At 35.8% G+C, this 20,367-nt stretch carries 17 protein-coding genes; 10 read left to right on the top strand and 7 right to left on the bottom strand.

Annotation, left to right across the window (positions count from 1 at the left end; translation table 11 throughout):
• Positions 1-438 precede the first annotated feature (438 nt).
• From GTR01_RS15510 to GTR01_RS15555, 10 genes are all read left to right on the top strand, one after another.
• Positions 439-1,911: a T9SS type A sorting domain-containing protein gene (locus GTR01_RS15510; RefSeq protein ID WP_160138708.1), complete on the top strand. Its 1,473-nt coding sequence runs from the start codon at positions 439-441 to the stop codon at positions 1,909-1,911.
• Positions 1,912-1,933: 22 nt separating this feature from the next.
• Positions 1,934-3,001 (top strand): alpha-hydroxy-acid oxidizing protein, encoded by a 1,068-nt coding sequence (locus tag GTR01_RS15515; protein ID WP_160138709.1) that lies wholly within the window; start codon positions 1,934-1,936, stop codon positions 2,999-3,001.
• A gap of 142 nt (positions 3,002-3,143) precedes the next feature.
• On the top strand, positions 3,144-3,713 hold the full coding sequence (locus tag GTR01_RS15520) for a methyltransferase family protein (RefSeq protein WP_160138710.1): 570 nt from the start codon (positions 3,144-3,146) through the stop codon (positions 3,711-3,713).
• A 159-nt stretch (positions 3,714-3,872) separates the two neighbouring features.
• The gene (locus GTR01_RS15525; protein ID WP_160138711.1) at positions 3,873-4,751 is read left to right on the top strand and encodes a helix-turn-helix domain-containing protein; all 879 of its coding nucleotides are present in this window, start codon (positions 3,873-3,875) and stop codon (positions 4,749-4,751) included.
• A gap of 128 nt (positions 4,752-4,879) precedes the next feature.
• Positions 4,880-5,482, top strand: a complete 603-nt coding sequence (locus GTR01_RS15530; RefSeq protein WP_160138712.1) for an isochorismatase family protein — start codon at positions 4,880-4,882, stop codon at positions 5,480-5,482.
• Positions 5,483-5,499: 17 nt separating this feature from the next.
• Positions 5,500-6,243 carry a pirin family protein gene (locus tag GTR01_RS15535; protein WP_160138713.1) on the top strand — a complete coding sequence of 248 codons (744 nt, stop codon included), beginning with the start codon at positions 5,500-5,502 and terminating at the stop codon, positions 6,241-6,243.
• Between the two features lie 13 nt (positions 6,244-6,256).
• Positions 6,257-6,751, top strand: coding sequence for a cupin domain-containing protein (locus GTR01_RS15540; RefSeq protein WP_160138714.1), 495 nt, complete (start codon positions 6,257-6,259; stop codon positions 6,749-6,751).
• An 856-nt stretch (positions 6,752-7,607) separates the two neighbouring features.
• Positions 7,608-9,098, top strand: coding sequence for a T9SS type A sorting domain-containing protein (locus GTR01_RS15545; RefSeq protein WP_160138715.1), 1,491 nt, complete (start codon positions 7,608-7,610; stop codon positions 9,096-9,098).
• Between the two features lie 78 nt (positions 9,099-9,176).
• Positions 9,177-10,643, top strand: a complete 1,467-nt coding sequence (locus GTR01_RS15550; protein WP_160138716.1) for a T9SS type A sorting domain-containing protein — start codon at positions 9,177-9,179, stop codon at positions 10,641-10,643.
• 78 nt (positions 10,644-10,721) lie between these two features.
• On the top strand, positions 10,722-12,200 hold the full coding sequence (locus GTR01_RS15555) for a T9SS type A sorting domain-containing protein (RefSeq protein ID WP_160138717.1): 1,479 nt from the start codon (positions 10,722-10,724) through the stop codon (positions 12,198-12,200).
• A gap of 103 nt (positions 12,201-12,303) precedes the next feature.
• Here the strand turns inward: GTR01_RS15555 and GTR01_RS15560 are convergent, their stop codons facing one another.
• The 7 genes from GTR01_RS15560 to GTR01_RS15590 all read right to left on the bottom strand — a co-directional run bounded on the left by GTR01_RS15560 (position 12,304) and on the right by GTR01_RS15590 (position 19,877).
• Positions 12,304-12,651, bottom strand: a complete 348-nt coding sequence (locus GTR01_RS15560) for a helix-turn-helix domain-containing protein (RefSeq protein ID WP_160138718.1) — start codon at positions 12,649-12,651, stop codon at positions 12,304-12,306.
• A complete protein-coding gene (locus GTR01_RS15565) occupies positions 12,618-13,049 on the bottom strand; it encodes a helix-turn-helix domain-containing protein (RefSeq protein ID WP_160138719.1) in 432 nt (143 codons plus the stop codon). Before GTR01_RS15565 ends, GTR01_RS15560 begins: the two co-directional genes overlap by 34 nt.
• 476 nt (positions 13,050-13,525) lie before the next feature.
• The gene (locus GTR01_RS15570; RefSeq protein WP_160138720.1) at positions 13,526-14,251 is read right to left on the bottom strand and encodes a hypothetical protein; all 726 of its coding nucleotides are present in this window, start codon (positions 14,249-14,251) and stop codon (positions 13,526-13,528) included.
• A 66-nt stretch (positions 14,252-14,317) separates the two neighbouring features.
• Entirely contained in the window at positions 14,318-15,031 is a 714-nt protein-coding gene (locus tag GTR01_RS15575; RefSeq protein WP_160138721.1) for a hypothetical protein, read from the bottom strand.
• Positions 15,032-15,064: 33 nt separating this feature from the next.
• Positions 15,065-16,603, bottom strand: coding sequence for a hypothetical protein (locus GTR01_RS15580; RefSeq protein ID WP_160138722.1), 1,539 nt, complete (start codon positions 16,601-16,603; stop codon positions 15,065-15,067).
• A 352-nt stretch (positions 16,604-16,955) separates the two neighbouring features.
• Complete coding sequence (locus GTR01_RS15585; RefSeq protein WP_160138723.1) at positions 16,956-18,392, bottom strand: tetratricopeptide repeat protein; 1,437 nt, start codon at positions 18,390-18,392, stop codon at positions 16,956-16,958.
• Between the two features lie 720 nt (positions 18,393-19,112).
• Positions 19,113-19,877 (bottom strand): hypothetical protein, encoded by a 765-nt coding sequence (locus tag GTR01_RS15590; RefSeq protein ID WP_160138724.1) that lies wholly within the window; start codon positions 19,875-19,877, stop codon positions 19,113-19,115.
• Between the last annotated feature and the right edge of the window lie 490 nt (positions 19,878-20,367).

Consider the following 20,367-nt stretch of genomic DNA (forward strand, 5'->3'; position numbering starts at 1 on the left):
CTGGATGATCCGAGACAGACGACTTTATTATAGATAGATAAGTTTTCTCAATTACTTAATTAATTCCTATTGAGTATCTACGCAAGCGTAATCATTATTCGTAGGCTCCAAAGCAAAATCCGAAAAGCCACATTTAGAAAGCCTAAAGAGGCTGATAAAAATGATTCATGTCAAGAACTTTAAAAGGGAAATATAATCTTCAACACTAAACATAAACTACAAATATTCTTTATTCAAAATTAAAAAATTACACAATTATTAAATAAAAACAACAACATAATATATTTATTTGTAAATTCATATGAATGAAAAAGCAAAAAACATCCATATATAATACCTGCTTGGAGACAGTTCTTATTTAAAATCATAGAGACTATTTTCTACAAGGTACTTTTACACTTTCAAGTCCCAAAATCATCAATCGAAATATCCCTCATCATGAAAAACTCACCTTCACTCCGAAGAACAATAAGAAAGATATTATTGATAACGCTTCCGTTTCTTGCCATTTTACCACTTAAGGGACAAGACAAAACCTATGTAAGTAGCCAAACCAACCAAATCAGTGGGCTATGTTTAATATGCGGTGTACAGAACCCAGAAAATGCGGTGGGTAACAATGAGGACAACTATTCGGCTTTTAGAATTGGATTGGACGTCAATGCAACAGTGAATCAAGCATTAATTTTTCCCGCTCCAGTCAGTCAATATTATGCTAAAATTGTTATAGGCATTGGAGCGGGCATGAACAACCTATCCACGGAATTATTGAAAGGGGTCACCATTGAAACATTTTTAGGTAATCTTTCCAACAATGATAAAATGGGAATCACAGGTGATATCCTGAAAATCGGTTCCAATCCCAAAAGAGGAACCGTTGAATTTACTTCCCAAAAACCATTTGACAGAATCAAAATCAGCTTAAAGAACAACGGCACCCTTAATCTGGATGACCGGCTAAGAATTTACTACACCTACCATATTCCAAGCGATTATACAACCTGTGGCATCCCTCCGTTTTACCCATCATTTTACACACCATTCAATGGGAATATTGAAAATATAATGGGAGGAGGCACTCCTACCGTTTCTCCATCTTCGGCAATAGCGTACCGGAGTGATATGGTATGTGGCAATGCTCTGTATTCATCCACGGAAGAATTAACACTCACCCATTATTCAGATATACCGGAATACTACAGTACAATTGCATTCTGGGGCAGAATCAATGACGAACCATCCTCCAGTATTATTGCAGGACCTAATTTTTCAAAATTTCATCTATTGAAGGGTCAAATTATTATTAAAACAGCTCCTTATAATTCTACTGCTACCTATATCATTCCGTCTAACTCCATCAATCAGTTAAATCATTATGTAATGACCACAGAACTCATTGAGGATTCAAAAAAAATCATAACATGTTTGTACAAAAACGGACATAAAATCTCTCCCTGCTCTTCCGATTCTTATTTAACACCTACTCCCCCATTCCATCATAAGAGAGGGTTCTGGATCACGGGTGCACAAATTGACGAATACCTTGAATATCCTCATAAAGCCTTGAATGAAAATGAAGTCCTTGATTTATATTGCTCTTATGGTAAGTCTCCAGATTGCCAATCAGTCTCAGGTTCGGTCCCTATTACCAGAGCCAGAACCACTCCGCAAAACAAGCAACTCATTATTTCCCCCAACCCTACCACAGGACAAATCACCCTTGGCGGAAACATCCTGTTGTTAGATGCTGATATTTCGGTCTCCAACACTTCAGGAAAAGAAGTATACCGTACAAAATTCCCCTCCAAGACTTTTGATCTGCCTGCTTCCCTGCCGGGAGGTGTTTATATCCTTACCCTACAAACCAAGGATCACAAAGTCTATTCCCGCAGGGTCATTCTTACAAGATAATGAACCTTAACGCAACTAAATCATGAAAAAATTAACGAAAATCTCAGATTTTGAAGAAACTGCTATGGCTAGTTTGCCTGCCGGAACATTTAACTATATACAAAAAAGTGCCGGAAATGGCGAAACTTTTAATGCAAATTTAAATGCATTTAACAAGTATAGTTTGTTGCCCAAGGTATTAAACAATGTGCAAAAAGTAGATACCTCAGTGGAAGTTCTAGGAAGTGTTATTTCTTCACCAATCATGATCGCTCCAAGCGCATGGCATAAAATATATTCCCAAAATGGAGAATGTGATACTGTGGCGGCAGCTAAGGCTTTCAACATATCATATGTGATTTCATCATTTTCTACCTTAGACTTCTCAGAGATAAGCAGTGATTTGTCGAATTGTTGGTATCAAATATTAATGTCCAGAGATAAACAATTAATGAAGAAATGGATTAATAAAGCTGAATCAGCTGGATGTTCTGCAATAGTAATAACCATCGATGCTCCTTTAGGCTGTTCCATATGCAAAGTATCAGATTCGGATGCCCCTTCTACAGAGTTTCCACCAGCCGCTGAACTGCCTTTATTACCCACTGATCCTGCACTTCCTTATCAAAATTTAGATGAATATTATCCACAATACATGGGCTCTGCTTCCGGATGGGAGGATATAAGAGATATAATATCTTTTACTAAACTTCCAGTTATCTTAAAAGGTATTCTACATCCTGCAGATGCAGAGAAAGCCCTAGAAACAGGAGTTAGAGGTATTATTGTATCCAATCACGGAGGGCGTCAGTTAGATAACGCAATAGCTTCGCTTGATGCATTAGCGCTGATTCCGGAATCAGTGAAAAATACTATTGAAGTCTATATGGATGAAGGTATTCGGACAGGGGGCGATATTTTTAAAGCCTTAGCACTTGGTGCAAAAAGTGTTCTAATCGGACGAGCAGCAATTTATGGTCTCGCAGTTAACGGAAAAGAGGAAATGCTGGATGTGCTGTCAACCCTGCAAAAAGAGCTGATTACAATAATGCATATGTGCGGATGCTCCTCTGTCAACGAAATAGATAAGTCGTTGCTGTATAAATTGTAAGATGCTAAAGTTATGGTCTGCTACAGATGGCTTTCTTAATCATAAAAATATTCTCTCAGTTGTTTTTAAACCTGATCCTCTTTATCTGCCAGTCTATAACATCATTAATTTTTTTGGAAAAAACATTTAAAATAAAATAATTATGAAAACTTTCGACGTTATCATTTATTTCGGAGTAATTTTCTGGTTTGTAATGGAATATTATAATATCAGAACCAGACTTTCATCAGATGGAGATAAGAAAATGAGCGATAAAATAGGTGTTTCAAACCTTTGGATGATTTTTTGTATCTCACTAATCGGTTCTGTCATAATTGCAGAATTAATCGATTGCCCAATCAGTAGCAATATTAGCTTCCGATATTTGGGATTATTTTTGTTTGTTTGTGGATTTATCCTCAGGGTTTCAGCCATCAGAAATCTTGGAAAATTTTTCACAATGGATCTTTCTATCAGGAAAGATCATCAGTTGATAACAACAGGAGTCTATAAATTTATCAGGCATCCATCTTATACAGGAATTATTATTGGCCTTGCTGGAATAGGGTTAACTTTGAATAACTGGATATCATTGTGTTTTGGAACCATACTTTTTTTTATGGCCTTTAATAAAAGGATAAGCAATGAAGAAAGGGGATTGGTAAATTGTTTTGGGGATGAATATATCCAATATCAAAAAAAAACCAAAAGATGGATTCCATTTATATATTAAAGCTGTTTAAACTTTTTTAAAGAAAGAGTTTAAACAGGTTCTTTATATACTCCTTCTAAAAAACAAAATAGTCCTTGGTTATTTTTAAATAGGTATAAAAGATTTTCATATTTTTATGTGAGGAAAGCCTACAGAAAAGAATTAAAAGTATTACAAATCATGATGAACACCGTAAAAGAACTCACTCTTCAGTATTTGAACAATGATTTCAAAAATCTTGAACTCCAAAAGGGGTACATTTTTGTTCCGGATTTCATTATTACTCCTGATCTTATGGAACCTTACCGGTCCAATTATTATTGTCTGGGCTATATTGAAAGTGGAACTGTTATTTTACAAAGCAACCTGACGGAATATGAAATCAATGCTCCAGCCATTCTTTTTGCAGATCCTACTGCCATAAAGAATTGGAGATCTCCCGGCGAGAATTTTAAAGCAAAAAGTGTTCTTATTTCTGAAGACTTTCTTCAACATAAATATATTGAAAGCCAGATTACCTCTGTCTTCTCCAATCTGTCTGAAAGCGGAACATTTGTAAACCCTCTCACAAAGAAAGAATCCGGTCACTGTAAGGAATTGTTGAAAATCATTGATGATTATACTCCACCCCAATCTTCCTTTCAGACGGAAATCATCCAGGGAGTTGTATATACTTTTCTAAATCTTTTAGCCGACCTGTATGAGAAGCAGGGAAAGGCAGCTAATATTATCAGTACCCTAAGTTTAAGATTCAGAAAGGCTGTGACAGAAAATGCCGTCAAAACAAGAGAAGTAAATTTCTATGCATCTTATTTAAAGGTACACCCCAAGTATCTTACCAATGTGGTACGTTCAGAAACAGGACGTCCCGCCAGCTTTTGGATCCACCAGCAGGTAGTATTGGAATCTAAGCTCTTACTCCAAAACGAAACTCTTACTCTGGCTCAAATTGCTGAGATGCTTAATTTCCCTGACCAGAGTACCTTCGGAAAATATTTCAAAAGATATTCAACAATGAGCCCTAATCAGTATAGGGAACAACTGAAACAATTATCATAGCAATACAATATATTACCTTCTGACCAAACATCCAGCTTTTTTGCCCTTCTATTGAGATTGGTAATGAACTATCTTAGCTTTCAAGTTTCCAACTATTGGAAAGAATTATATTTAAATTGAACATTAAGATGAAACATTTTAGAAAAGAAGATAGTATATTATTACTTATTGACCATCAAACCGGTACTTTGGACTGGTGTGCCAATAGATCCAAGGAAATGATTATAAGCCGTACCGTTGCTCTGGCAAAAATTGCCAAAGTTCTTGATATTCCTGTTGTTCTTACCAGCAGCCAGGAAGAATACGCACAAGGATTATTGATTCCTGAAATCAGAGAACTTTTGCCTGAAGAATATTCAAGCAGGATAAAACGTGCCGGGATTACGAATGCATGGAATGATGAAAATTTCAGAGATGCGGTTCTGAAGGCAGCCAATGGTCGCAAGAATGTAATCATGGCAGGATTGACCCATGATGTATGCATCGTGTATCCTTCAAGATCGATGGTTGAGGAAGGCTTTGATGTTCAGGTAGTCATTGATGCCGGAGGCTCCCCAACTCAAATCGCAGACGATATAGCACAGCAAACCTGGGAAAAAGGAGGGGTAAGAACAACAACCATCAACCAATTGGTGGCAGATATGATTGACAGCTGGGCGAGTGATGAAGGGCAAAAAGTTGTCGGTATTGTATTTGAAGAAGTTATTTCTAAAATTGGTAAATTTGTTTAAAAGAAAATACAGAGACCATGTTAAAAAAAATAGATAACTCAGTAAAACTAGGCAACAGCCATATCTCCATCTTGTATCCGGGTCTTGAGCTGACGGATTCAGATACCGGCTATTACTCAATAGGCCGAATTGATCAGGCACACATCCATCCCGGTGCCGTCATAAAAATGCACCCCCATATCAATGATGATATTCTTTCTTATTTTAGAAGCGGAAAGGTAAAGCATACAGATTCAGAGGGATTTTCTGAATTCATTACCCCCAACAGACTAATGCTGATGAAAGCAGGAAAGCTTTTTCACCATGAAGAAGCAATGCTGGAAGAATTGGAAGGGCTGCAAATATTTATTCGTCCAAAGGAAAAGGATTCAAAACCGGAGGTTATTTTCGAAGAACTCGACACCGTTAGCAGTGTCAACGAATGGAGATTGCTTGCTTCTCCCGACGGGGCACAAACCCAATTAACACTAAGCAGTGATACCTGGATCTATGATATGCAGCTCACTCCATCCCACACCCTTACCCTGCCCAGAAAGTTTGAAGAGCACATTCATTGTCTGCTGTATGTCTTTCAGGGAGACCTCATTGTAAATGAAGAGATTTCCTTAACAAAAGGTGAAAGCCTGTTCATAAAGAATGAAGAAATAAGCTTTTACACACAACAGAGTGCCGAACTTGTATTGTTTGTCACTGATACCCACTCATCCTACTATGACGGAGGCATGTACAGCGGTAACAAAAGAGCAGAGTTTCAACGATAATAATTGATTAGTAATGAAAATATCCCCTATAAAAATAGTTGATAACCATCAAGGGCAACTACTGGGCATAGCTGGCGGTAATTACCGCATCCTTATTTCAGGAGAGGAAACCAACGGAGCCTATGCCGTCATTGAAATGTCTGTTCCCCCAGGCGGTGGACCTGCTCCCCATGCTCATCCTGACACTCAGGAAATGTTCTACATTGTGGAAGGAGCACTGGAATTTAAAACAGAGCAAGGGAAAGTCCTGCTTCAGGAAGGAGGTTTCGTAAACATCCCTTTGGGTGGGGAAATCCATTGCTTTCAGAATACTTCGGATAAGTTTGCCCGTCTTCTATGCACTGTGGTACCAGCAGGTCTCGAACAGATGTTTAAGGAAGTAGGCATCCCGGTAAAGGATGGTGAATTCCCTCCCATTCCCGAAATTACCCCTGAACGAATTGCTTTTTTACAGGAGATTAATAAAAAGTATGACATAACAACCTATCCTAACGACTATCTTGGGTAATGGGTGCCGTCAATCTTCAACTTTCACCCTTTAAACAAGGACATCATTAAAATTCCTTACATTAAAAACATAAAGCAAAAAAGATTGTAAAAGAATTTAACCTTTTTGCTTTATGTTTTTTTTAAAAAGTTATCAATAAAGCTGTTTAAACTTTTTCATTACCCCCAAAAAGTCACATTTAAAAAAAACTTTAGGAGTGATTTTTAAAGGTCTATGTGAACATTTATCTTATCCAACATCTTTACAAATAGCTTTTGTTTCTTTTGTGGCTAAGCTTAAAATGAGTTTAAACAGGCTTATTTTATACTTTTAATGTCTTGCCAAAAAGCTTAAACAAGTTTAATATAAAACCAGTACTAACCGGACCAATCTTTAACTTTTTGATAAAGCTTACATCCAAATCTGGCTTTTCAAGATCCAATTCATTTCCTGAACCAAATTTCCTGAAGTTCCACGGTTTTATAATCGTTTCAATACGTTTATGATACTTGAAATCAGTGGCAACGTAATTTTTGAATTTAATTTTAAGAGGTAATAAATCTTCACTTAACAGAAACCGATGGCCCTATGTCACTGGTTTCTTTTTTTTAAAAACCAATAGCAACCATTAAGGAACCTACACCACCCCCCACATTAAGTAATACTTAAAATTCATCTAATAAAATTATTATTAATTACAACATAAAACTATTATCAAATAATTTTAACAACACAATCATTTTATATGTAAATTTATAAAAACTAAATATCACTCTATGAAAATCAATCTAAACATTTACTTCTGTTTGAAATAATGACCAATTTCTTACCCTTACACCTTTACATCAATAAAACACCAACCAAAATATTCATCATTATGAAAAAAACATTTTTACAACAAGGTATAATGCACAAGGCATTATTGTTCACATTACTGTTCCTTACAGGCATCTTGTCTTATGCACAGGACAAGGTCTACGCAAGCAGCCAAACCAACCAAGTCAATGGACTATGTCTAATATGTGGTGTACAGAACCCAGAAAATGCGGTGGGTAGTAATGAGGACAACTATTCGGCTTTTAGAATTGGATTAGACGCTAATGCAACAGTAAATCAAACGTTAATCTTTCCCGCTTCTGTCACTCAATATTATGCTAAAATTGTTATAGGCATTGGAGCTGGCATGGACAACCTATCCACGGAATTATTGAAAGGGGTCTCCATTGAAACATTTTTAGGAAATATTTCCAACAACGACAAAATGGGAATCACGGGTGACATTCTGAAAATCAGTTCCAATCCCAAAAGAGGAACCGTTGAGTTTACTCCCAAAAAAGCCTTTGACAGAATCAAAATCAGCTTAAAGAACAACGGCACCCTTAATCTGGATGACCGATTAAGAATTTACTATGCCTACCATATTCCAAGCGATTATACTACCTGCAATCCCCCTCCTTTCAAACCTCTCATTTATATCCCATTCGATGGCAATACAAAAATGTCACCATTATCACTTGGCTATGGAGTTTATAGTGACTTACCCTCTATTCCTGATTTACCTATAACCTATCGCAATAATATGGCGTGTGGCAATTCTCTTTATTCGTTTGGCATCACAGAGTTTAATAACGGTGGCCTCATTGCAGATCCAGACAGTACTACCATTGCATTCTGGGCTCAAAGTGATGCGAACTCTTCTGACCCACGTCTTAATGTATCTGCTTTTGTTGTATATTTTTCCCTTACAAAAGACAATATTAAATTTAGACCAGTCGTTGGCAAATTTGACACTGCTCCCATCACCATTGTACCTAATTCAGCAAACCAATTAAGCCATTATGTAATCACAAGAAATGTTACAAGGAGTACAAAGGAAATTACAACTTGTCTATATAAAAACGGGCATAAAATTTCCTCAAGCTCTACCACTTACACTTCAGAATTTCCTCCATACAATACAGAAAGAAATATTTCAATGCTGGATACACAAATTGACGAATACCTTCTATATAAAGAGGCTCTTACTGAAGACCAAGTCCTGGAATTATACTGCTCTTACAGTAAATCTCAGGGCTGTTCTCCATCATCCGGTTTAGCCCCTGCCACCGAATCAAAAATCACTTCTGAAAATGAGCAACTTATCATCTCTCCGAACCCAACTACAGGGCAAATCACCCTCGACGGAAACGTTCTGATGATAGATGCTGATATTGCCATCACCAATACCTCCGGGAAAGAAGTATACCATTCAAAATACTCTTCCAAAACTTTTGACCTGCCCGCAACCCTGCCGGGTGGAGTCTATATCTTGACCCTCAAGACAAAGCAAGGAAGATCCTATTCAAAAAAAGTATTGTTGACAAGATAAACTGATCCTAATGAGCATGTTCCTACAACAGGACATGCTCTTTTCACCTCAAAAACACCAACCAAAATATTCATCATTATGAAAAAAACATTTTTACAACAAGGTATAATGCACAAGGCATTATTGTTCACATTACTGTTCCTTACAGGCATCTTGTCTTATGCACAGGACAAGGTCTACTCAAGCAGCCAAACCAACCAAATCAGTGGGCTATGTCTATTATGTGCTATAGAGAACCCACAAAATGCGGTGGGTAACAATGAGGATAATTACTCAGCTTTTAAAATTGGATTAGACCTTAATACAACAGTAAATCAAACGTTAATCTTTCCCGCTTCTGTCTCTCAATATTATGCTAAAATTGTTATAGGCATTGGGGCGGGCATGGATAACCTATCCACAGAATTACTGAAAGGGGTCTCCATTGAAACATTTTTAGGAAATATTTCCAACAATGACAAAATGGGAATCACAGGTGACATTCTGAAAATCAGTTCCAATCCAAAAAGAGGAACCGTTGAGCTTACTCCCAAAAAAGCCTTTGACAGAATCAAAATCAGCTTAAAGAACAACGGCACCCTTAATCTGGATGACCGACTAAGAGTTTACTATGCCTACCATATTCCAAGCGATTATACTACCTGCGACACACCTCCATTTAACCCTGTAATTTACATCCCATTCAATGGTAACATTAAAAATAAAATAGGCCAGCCTGATCTATTAGAAAATGGCAACATAGTATTTCGTAATAATTTGGCATGTGGCAATTCCCTTTACTCAAACCCCCAAACCAATCTCTCAACTCCCCTTATTTATAGTCATTATACGGATTTCAATACTGTAGCATTTTGGGCTATCGGTGATGAAAATATACCACAACAAAGTATTAATATAACGAATGATTTTGCAATGTGTAAGCTGACTAAATATAGCATTGACATTCAACCATTTGCACAAGACCCTACTAATATCGTTGTCCCTAATTCAACCAATCAATTAAATCATTACCTCATAACCACTGAAGCGACCGATCAGCAGAAAAAAATTACAACATGTTTATACAGAAACGGAAAAAAAGTATCACCTTGTTCTTTATCTTATAATAATGTTAGTAGTTCACCTTTATATCCTATTAAGAGATCTTTTGATATTAGAGGGGGAGGGATTGACGAATACATTGAGTATGATAAAGTTCTTAATGAAACACAGATATGGGAATTATACTGCTCTTACAGTAAATCTCAGGGCTGTTCTCCATCATCCGGTTTAGCCCCTGCCGTCGAATTAAAAATCACTTCTGAAAATGAGCAACTTATCATCTCTCCGAACCCAACTACAGGGCAAATCACCCTCGACGGAAATGTTCTGATGATAGATGCTGATATTACCATCACCAATACCTCCGGGAAAGAAGTATACCATTCAAAATTCTCTTCCAAAACTTTTGATCTGCCCGCAACCCTGCCGGGAGGTGTTTATATCTTGACCCTCAAGACCAAGGAAGGAAAGTCCTATTCAAAAAAAGTATTGTTGACAAGATAAACTGCCCCTACTGAGCATGTTCCTACAACAGGACATGCTCTTTTCACATCAAAAACACCAACCAAAATATTCATCATTATGAAAAAAACATTTTTACAACAAGGTATAATGCACAAGGCATTATTGTTCACATTACTGTTCCTTACAGGCATCTTGCCTTATGCACAGGACAAGGTCTACGCAAGCAGCCAAACGAATCAGACTACTGGCGTATGCTTACTCTGTTCTATACAAAATCCACAAAATGCAGTGGGAAACAACGAAAATGATTATGCTGTTCTAAAAATTCCCATCGGCGTTTTGGCAACCATCAAACAAACATTAATCTTCCCTGCACCTATTAACAATTATTTTGCAAAAATCATCGTTGGAATCGGTACAGCGAATGCCAACCTATCTATTGACAAGATAAAAAAAGTGCATGTTGAAACATTTATTGGTACGGTATCCAATAATGATTATCAAGAAATTGGCAGCGACATGCTGAAGATTGGGCAAGACCCCAAAAAGGGAACCATTGAGTTTACCCCTAAAAAACCTTTTGACCGTGTTCGTATTTATTTGAGCAATGGTCTGCTTGACGTTGGTGATGAGTTTAGAATTTATTACACTTACCATATTCCAAGTGATTATACAACCTGCAGCCCTCCTCCATTCAGTCCCTTAGTTCATATTCCATTTAATGGAAGCTTAAAAAATACACCAACAAGTGAAGCGAATGACTTTATACCAAATAATCCTTCAAATATAACCTATCGCAATAACATGGCATGTGGTAATTCTTTTTATTCGTCTGTTGGCGAAGGTTTAACCGTTAAAGATGCCAGTGGTAGTATATTCCAAGACAGAAATTCCATAGCATTCTGGGTTCTAGGTGATGATAATAGTCCAGATCAATATTTCGATCTAATGTCTAATTATATAGAATTTAGGCTGACAAAAGACAGTATTAAAGTTAGACCATTCGTTGAATCTAATAATCCTCCCTCTATTGTTATCCCTAATTCAGCCAATCAATTAAACCATTATGTAATAACCCGGAATGCTACAAACAGTACAAAAGAAATTACTACATGTTTATATAAAAATGGGCATAAGGTTTCCCCATGCTCTTCTACTTATTACTCAGATTACCCTCCATTCACTCTATATAGAAGTATTTCAATTAAAGGCGCACAAATTGACGAATACCTTCTATATAGAGATGCTCTTACTGAAGAACAAGTCCTGGAATTATACTGCTCTTACAGTAAATCTCAGGGCTGTTCTCCATCATCTAGTTTAGCCCCTGCCACCAAATTAAAAATCACTCCGGAAGATGAGCAACTCATTATTTCCCCTAACCCCACCACAGGGCAAATCACCCTTGGCGGGAACGTTCTGTTGTTAGATGCTGATATTGCCATCACCAATACCTCCAGTAAGGAAGTATACCATTCAAAATTCTCTTCCAAAACTTTTGATCTGCCCGCAACCCTGCCGGGTGGAGTTTATATCTTGACCCTCAAGACAAAGCAAGGAAGATCCTATTCAAAAAAAGTATTGTTAACAAGATAAGCAACACTCAGTCAAATAGAAAGGTAGCCAATAACGGCTACCTTTTATTTTTTTATATTGTACTAAAATCCTTACATTAAAACATAAATTGGATATGATATACTTATATCAAAAACATTCTCTTCCATTTTGAAACGGAATTATTACTCAGTTTAAAATGTCTAGCCAATTGACTGTTATTAAGATTATGTTTTCGTTGATAATCCAGCATGTGTAGAATATCTGATTTCTTGTATGAGTGATATTTCCCGTTTTCTGCTTTCGAATTCTGGTCAGAAACACCAAACACTTTTTGATTAAGCTTTTGGACATCCAATACACTTAGATGTTTCTTATTCAATAGCGATTGACACTCTTCAATCTTTTCAGGGAATTCATTCTTTAGAATATCAGAATAGATACTCTTATAATCAGGTGTTACTTTCCGTTGTTTTCTTGCTTGCTTATCCATTTGTATAATGTGGTTTTAGGTATCCTGTAACGTTTCATCACTTCATTTCGGGACATATTTCCCGTCAATATCTGATTCAATATATAATTGATAATCTCCTTAGTGTATATATTTTTACGAAATAGTGGCAATGATGTTTTTTTTGAATCTGCCTTTTTATCGAGAAGAGCAGGTGGTGCATACAATATCAGATGTTGGGAATAGATCCTGAAAAAATCATATTGCAGCAGCTTGCTCCATTTCAGCAATACTTCAGAATCCATGCTTTTCTCTTTATACATTTGCTCAATATTATCTTCGGAATACTTAAAAAAGTTGCAGATACGTGGCATATCTATCCCACGTTCTGCAACCAGAGCTTTCACCATTTGTCCTATATGGATATCTTTAAAATTCATTTATATTAAAATCAAAATTTTTATGAGATGTAAAGGATTGTAAGACCCCATACTCACATACAACTAAAATATACTTATCGGTTTACCATCGTTCAGTGCAACATACTATACACCTCTGCCGTCCGGAAACCCATCTTTTCTGTAATTCAATCGTAATAGAATTGATATTAACCTGTGTATTTTGTTAATCTCAGTTTAGAATAAGAATATCTGACTGATGCGGGTTTGAAGCAGAGAGAGGGAGGTTATAGGTCATTCATAATATGCGGTTGTCTTTTTTAGGGCAATTTAATTTTACAGTGGATATATCAATACTAAAAGTAGTTTCCTGAAGATAGTTTCAGCTTCCTTAGCCCAAGCTCAGGGCTGTTACTAAAAAAGCAGCTACCTTCTTTACCTTTAAGTAGTCTGGAAAACCGCTGATTTAAAAAATTTAATATTTTTAATATTTTTCTGATATTGGTTTTTACAATCTGTTAAAAAATCATTAGTGATATTCTCATTTGGGAATAATCGCCCACTCCCATAGGATCATTAACTGCCTGAATATCCTGCGTGTCATCAGCTCCGCTGGAGGCATAATTTACCCTGGCCTTTATATTGTACACTCTTGTTACTTCTACCGCAGTAGCATCAATAATCTCAGAATATGTAATGGGCAATAAAGTAAACTCTTGTGGGGTTCCGGTAGCAATCTGTGATACAAGTTGTCCGGTATATGATATAATGGGGTCTAAAGGGTTTGGAGTCCCATTAAAAAGTCCTACAGATATTCCGGTTAGTTTTCGGATATTTTTAGTTTGCCGAAAACATTGCTGCCCGGTGATAATGATAAGCGCTTTTTTTCCTTGAGGAATCGTTACCGTCCGAGACAACCCCGGAATATCCAACCAAGGCATATTAAAACCCAAGGGCAAAAATTGGGTACCGGTCTGTGTTACCGAATAGGTAACTGGAGTAATAACAGCCTCTGTAGCCTTCCAGACAGGCGATAATCCTGCGCCTTGAGATTGCAGTATATTTCCACTGTTTCCGCTGTTTCCTGCCATTGCCGAATTCCCTCCTATCTTCAATGTAGAAGTGAGTGTCATATCACCGTTTATATGAAGGGACGATTTAGGTGTTGGTGTATGAATTCCAATCTGCCCCTTAGTGGCAATATAAATGGATACTAACATACATATTGATAGAATATTCTTCATGATTTCAAACATTTACAGTTAAAATACAGTATTGTAATTCTCCTTTCTATAATTTTAACAAATTCATCAGAAAATAATTAATGATATTCTCATTTGGGAATAATCTCCTCTAGAAAAAGGATTATTAGTTACCTGAACATCATCAGTTGCATTACCTGGACTATAATTTACTCTTGCTTTTATGTTGTATACTCTCGTTACATCTGCTGTGGTCGCATCAATAAATTCGGAATAGGATACAGGAATCAGTGTAAACTCGCTGACTAATCCACTTTGAATTTTTGATACCAGCTCTCCGGTAAAAGATATGATAGGATTCATATTAGCACCATCAAAAAGGCCTACCGATATCCCAGTCAAAAATTGTACGTTTTTGGTTTGCTGAAAACATTGCTGCCCGGTGATAATGATAAGCCCTTTTTTCCCTTTAGGAATCGTTACCGCCTGGGATAAGTTGGGAACCTGTAACCAGGGCATATTAAGACCTAGCGGTAAATACATATTGGTAGTTTGCGTTACGGAATAGGTAGCAGGGGAAAAAATAGTGGCAGCAGAATTCCAAACGGGTGGTAATCCCGCTCCCTGAGATTGTAAAATCATTCCGCTATTCCCAGGATTTCCTGCTGTGGTTGCATTTCCTCCTACATTCAGAGCAGAGGTGAGTGTCATCTCTCCATTTATATGAAGGGTAGATTTAGGAGTTGGTGTATTAATTCCTACTTGAGCTGGCATGGCCATTGAAGTACCCACGAACAATACAGCTAATATGTTTTTTATCATAATTTGAGAATTAAGTTGTAATTTATTATCCTGCTATTGGCTAATACCAATCCATCCGATACCATCACTTTGTAAAATAATAGAAGTCCCAGTTACGTAGGTCCCAGCTATTACCCCTTGAGCGGTTAACGAGGCGGTTCCGTTCGTCCAGACATAGCCACCCCCTATTTCAATATCGTAGTTAAGTTTCACTCCTCCATTATTTTTCATATTCTGGATCAAATACATTCTTCCTGCGCAGGTTGTGGGATCGGGTAAAGTAAGGGTTATGCTTGTTGAAGCACCTGTATGCCGTGTCAGAATCTTATAGTCAGTGTCTGTTATGGTATAATCTGCTGTAACAGCTTTTATTGGTGATGATACGGAACCACCAACCTGTAATGTAGAGTTGGGCAAAGTCCCTCCCATATTGATTCCAATCTTTTTCGTTATGGCTGCTGTGGCATTATTGTTGGCACCGGTTCCGGTAATGACATTCCCTATATTGATTTCATTACTCGAAGTAGTGGTTGAACCGGAAGCATAGTGCCCTATAAATATATTCTGGTCTCCACCTGTAGCATTGCGCGCCGATATTGTTCCTATGAAAACATTATTACTCCCGGTTTTGAGGCCTTGTGCTGCATAGGTCCCTAATGCTACATTGTCGGTTCCACTGCGTAAGACGTCCAATGTTACCAATCCCATGCCGATATTACCCGATAATACATCTGTTGGCATGGTAGTCATAGCCTGAGACATCGTATTGGGTCCGATAGCAATATTAAAGGCTCCGTTATTTAGCTGTGCCAGAGCGCTGATCCCTAAAGCCGTATTGTTCCTCATCGTTGATAATGTATTAGGGTTACCTGTGGCACTTCCCATTGCATTGACTCCAACAGCCGTATTCCATGCACCTCCCACCAGATTTTTCATAGCACCTGCACCAACGGCCACGTTTTCCCTCTGAAACGAACCGGAAACAGTGCCAAGTGAGTTCAATGCTTCGTAACCTAGCGCTGTATTTTTGTTGTTTGTCGTAACTGAATTTGCAATATTATAATTAGGTCCTGCAGCCAGTGCATTATATCCGAAAGCGGTATTTTGCTTGGCATTCAAATAATCCATGTATCCACTCTGAACATTGTTTGTTTTAAACATTAATTCCTGTGCATCGGTAGTCCCCAAAAAATTGGTTCCTGCCTGTGTTCCTGAATTCCCTGTAGTATGCCAGTCATTCGAGGTCAATGATGTATTGATTTTCTGCCACAGGCTTCCGTCAAAGTAAAAATATCCGATACCCGTAATATTCGTTCTCGTCCCATTTGTATCACCACCCGTTATATCTGTAATATATACTAAAGCTCCTTGCTGATCTGAACCGTAAGCTGCGGTATTTAATGTTAGTTCAGCCCTGGTAAGACGAGGAGCCTGCAAACCTATTAATTGTGTATTATCCGTTATATTTCCAGATAAATCTCTTTTAGCACTTATATCGAACGTAGACTTAGGTATTATTGTATTAACGCCCATCTGCCCATGCAATACTGTTGAGGATGTTATCAAAACACACCAAAGTATATTTTTCTTCATAATTTTAGTTTTAATTGAAAATTTGTATTAGGCAAATGTCAATTTATCAAGAGAAAAATACAAATATCAACATATTACAAATGTACTTCAACACGTTAATCTTACATATGACACGGGCTTCACATAGGGATAATTTCATATGACATGAGTAATACAAACATTTAATAATTTGATAATCAGAACAAATTAATATTGAAGGTATTTCTAATTTACTTGCCTGAAATAATCTAAGTTCGGGTTGAGGAGTTAAAGTATACAAAGCGAGAAGTCACTTTTAGTTATAAGTATTGATTATCTTCATAGCTTCCTTCTTCTATTTCCCAGCTTCAAACCTTATCCCAAACTAAGTTATTTATCCAAGGCGGTCGAAAAAATCATAAATATCAATATCACTTTGAATATTCAATCTTTTTCTTATCCTATTTTTCCTTTTCTGTACGGAAGTATGTTGTATTACAAGATTTTGTGCCAGTTCTTTAGATGTAAACCCTAATTTAAGCATTGCGCAAAAGATAATTTCTGAATTTTCCAAATTTGGATTTATCTTCAGTAATTTCGATATAAATATTGGATATTCTTCTTTAAACCTCGCAAGAAAGAAAGAATCATTATTTCTTGCAAGTTCAATCAATTCTTTCGTCTGTTGGACACCTAATGGGCTTTGAAATATTTCAGGCTGAACTTCCGGCATATTTTTTTCAGCTTTCAGCTTTTTTATTTTTATATATATGTACATACTAACAGCAAGAGCCACCATAATAAAAAAAGCAAAACATAGCCATATAATACTGATTTTCGCTGCTTTACTTTGTTTGGTATCTGAAATCAATTTTTTATTGACCAGATTAAGAGCCAAGTCCCGCTGTTCGAACATTTTTTCTTTTGCTTTTGAGGCTAAACTCATAAAGTAGAGCTCTTTTTCTTTATTCCCTATTTTCTGATACAATTCTTGCAGATAAGCATATAAAAAAGGAGAATAGTGGTTATCAGGAATTTCATCATTAATTTCCAATGCTTTATGTAAAAATTCAACTGCTTCATGATATTTACCAACTTTCATATAATAACAACCCGCAACCATGTATGTGTAGAGATGCGTCCTTGTTTCTGTTTTTATCTTTTTAATTTTTTCTAGAGCCTCATTAATATATATAGTAGCAGAACCAGGCTCGAAATGATACATCTTCAACTCTGCTAAGGAAGTAGTGGTTCTTATATAATAAATAAGTGAACTAGGATTGTTCCTGGCTTTATTTAGATAATAGATGGCTGAATCCTGATGTTGATTGGTAGAGAAAAAATCGGACCTTACCTGATATATGTTATCCAAATGATATATATTATACTTGTCTGTAGCAATTTCTTCCATGTAATGCAATGCCTTATCATTATACATGAGTGCAAAACTCTTATCATTGAGATTCACCCTATAACAAAGAAGTGCATAAACATTATACATATAAGCTTTAAGTGGTATATTGTCTGAATTCTTAAGAAAAGCTTCCGCCTTATTAAGAACAATGAGAGCTTCATTAAATTTCCCCTGGTTAATATTAACATTAGCTATATCAATATAGCAATGTGCTTTACCATCTTTATAATTTCCTTTCTCCGCTATTTTCAAGTATTTATTAATGACTTCCATCTGGTATTTCTGGTTACCTATTGGTAGTGAATCCATTTCTTTACGCAGAGGAAAATTAAATATTGAATCAATCTCCGTTTCTTGTGTTTTATTACACGAACATAAAAAGAAAAATAAAAAAATTAATAAAAAAATCCTTTTCATTACAATGCATTTACCGTAAATATAAAAAATTCCTAATTACAATAATTAATTTATTTAAGATTAAAAAACTCAACTTGATAATTTATTTGGAAATTATTATATAAAGAGAATAAAACAGGTAAGGCGGAATATTATCAAATTTCAAATGACTCCTTTTCGAAATTACCCTTCGTAGTGATCAACCTAGTTGTACAAACTCTTTTTCTGATTCCTCTGTTTACTAACGGCGAATTCGTCATCAGAGAACAAATTTTAAACACTCAATCTAAAGGCAACCTATTAAGACCCAACCACCCAACTTTCTAGTCTCAGTTGTCTGATCTTCATACCATTCAAAAGGATACTTTACATATTTACTTACTTGGAGTTAATAACCCCTTAATAGATATAAATCAAAGAATAATTAAATTTTCACATCGAAATTGAATCTTCCAAATATTGAAATATAGCCGAACTCCAATTCAGGTAGTCAATGCTTTATCAGATGAAACTCCAATATGGAAAGAAGTTGGTGATATTTACGACCCAACTAAGCAACGAATTAGAGATCAGAATTATTGGATTGATTGTCAGTTAAATAAATGAAAAAAAATGTCCGTAAATACCACACATTAAACGCAGAGAGTATCCCTAGAGGATACTCAAAACCCAATTCGCAGAGCAAAGAGCAAGAAAAGTAGGTAAGAGCCCTACTTTTCTTGCTCTTTGTTTGTAATGCTTCTAATAAGTATATTTTCTATAATAAACCTCAGGATTTTCTTTTATATCTCTTCTTTTCTCAATCCAATTTCCGAATTTATCTCTTTTATATAAATATTCTTTAGGGTCTTGAGACAGTGTATTATCTTTAGAATTAGTAAAAGTCGTAATTTTTGTTTGCTTAAGGCTATCAATATTATATTGCTTATTGAAATAGTCTTTTCTCCAAGTCGTTATTGTCTGGTCATTATTATATTTATATATTTCAACACGTCTAATTTCCTTGTTTTTTTTAACTCCATTTTCAATTTCGTCCCATACTCCTGATTCTACAAATTTTATAAGACGTCCACGATGATCGTACTTTTTTACATTGCCCGAATAAATTGTATCTGATTTTGCTTCTCTTTTTCTTAATCTTTCAATTAATTTATTATCAATATTATTTGAAAAATATATATGCTTTATAACAAATTTCCTTCCCAAAACATTTTCACTTGAATTAAGCACTAAGTCATTATTTTTAAATTCGTAAATATGACAATTCGCATCAATTTTTATAGAATCATTTTCAATGATTTGATAACAAGTTTCTTCAATTATTTTAGGATTATTTTTTAAAGTATCTGCTTCGAAAATTAGAATATTTGGTTCATTATATGTTTTAACTGAAATTAGAGAATCTAAAGAATTATCAAATTTTTCTAGCTCTGCATGAATTTCTTCATTAGAAGAATTACAACTCAATAAAATAATAAACAAGGAGCAAAAATATATGAATTTCATTTATTGTGATTTTTTTAATATTACAAACATCTTTTCGAAGTTTGCGAAGTGGCAAAAAATTTAAGATAAAAATTTCGATTTAGACGCAAACGTCACAAAAGCCAGTTGTATGGGCTAATTTAACAAAAAAACCAATATAAGAGATGATAATCTGATAAGTAAGAAAAATTATGCTGTAAAAAATGAAATCAGTGAGTTTAACATATGGAAAAAGCCCTCTGTAAGCAACACCGATCAAATATACATGAATTACAATTATCCAACTTTAACGTCTCTACTGTCCGAGCTTCATTCCATCCAAGAAGATACTTTACGTATTTATTTACAGTGAATTCTTGGACTGGGACTTAGTAGCCCTTTAATAGATATAAATCCAGCAGAAGAATAAGTAAAAACCTTACATCTAAATTGATTCATTCAAAAATTAACTCAATAAATGAGATAATTCTTATATTTGGCTAACGAAACTAAAGTATATTTTAGTTGAGTT

Source organism: Chryseobacterium sp. c4a (assembly GCF_009900745.1).
Lineage (GTDB): Bacteria > Bacteroidota > Bacteroidia > Flavobacteriales > Weeksellaceae > Chryseobacterium.

Coding starts and splice junctions, on each gene's coding strand:
- GTR01_RS15510 (WP_160138708.1), top strand. CDS start 439: ATGAAAAACTCACCTTCACTCCGAAGAACAATAAGAAAGATATTATTG.
- GTR01_RS15515 (WP_160138709.1), top strand. CDS start 1,934: ATGAAAAAATTAACGAAAATCTCAGATTTTGAAGAAACTGCTATGGCT.
- GTR01_RS15520 (WP_160138710.1), top strand. CDS start 3,144: ATGAAAACTTTCGACGTTATCATTTATTTCGGAGTAATTTTCTGGTTT.
- GTR01_RS15525 (WP_160138711.1), top strand. CDS start 3,873: ATGATGAACACCGTAAAAGAACTCACTCTTCAGTATTTGAACAATGAT.
- GTR01_RS15530 (WP_160138712.1), top strand. CDS start 4,880: ATGAAACATTTTAGAAAAGAAGATAGTATATTATTACTTATTGACCAT.
- GTR01_RS15535 (WP_160138713.1), top strand. CDS start 5,500: ATGTTAAAAAAAATAGATAACTCAGTAAAACTAGGCAACAGCCATATC.
- GTR01_RS15540 (WP_160138714.1), top strand. CDS start 6,257: ATGAAAATATCCCCTATAAAAATAGTTGATAACCATCAAGGGCAACTA.
- GTR01_RS15545 (WP_160138715.1), top strand. CDS start 7,608: ATGAAAAAAACATTTTTACAACAAGGTATAATGCACAAGGCATTATTG.
- GTR01_RS15550 (WP_160138716.1), top strand. CDS start 9,177: ATGAAAAAAACATTTTTACAACAAGGTATAATGCACAAGGCATTATTG.
- GTR01_RS15555 (WP_160138717.1), top strand. CDS start 10,722: ATGAAAAAAACATTTTTACAACAAGGTATAATGCACAAGGCATTATTG.
- GTR01_RS15560 (WP_160138718.1), bottom strand. CDS start 12,651: ATGGATAAGCAAGCAAGAAAACAACGGAAAGTAACACCTGATTATAAG.
- GTR01_RS15565 (WP_160138719.1), bottom strand. CDS start 13,049: ATGAATTTTAAAGATATCCATATAGGACAAATGGTGAAAGCTCTGGTT.
- GTR01_RS15570 (WP_160138720.1), bottom strand. CDS start 14,251: ATGAAGAATATTCTATCAATATGTATGTTAGTATCCATTTATATTGCC.
- GTR01_RS15575 (WP_160138721.1), bottom strand. CDS start 15,031: ATGATAAAAAACATATTAGCTGTATTGTTCGTGGGTACTTCAATGGCC.
- GTR01_RS15580 (WP_160138722.1), bottom strand. CDS start 16,603: ATGAAGAAAAATATACTTTGGTGTGTTTTGATAACATCCTCAACAGTA.
- GTR01_RS15585 (WP_160138723.1), bottom strand. CDS start 18,392: ATGAAAAGGATTTTTTTATTAATTTTTTTATTTTTCTTTTTATGTTCG.
- GTR01_RS15590 (WP_160138724.1), bottom strand. CDS start 19,877: ATGAAATTCATATATTTTTGCTCCTTGTTTATTATTTTATTGAGTTGT.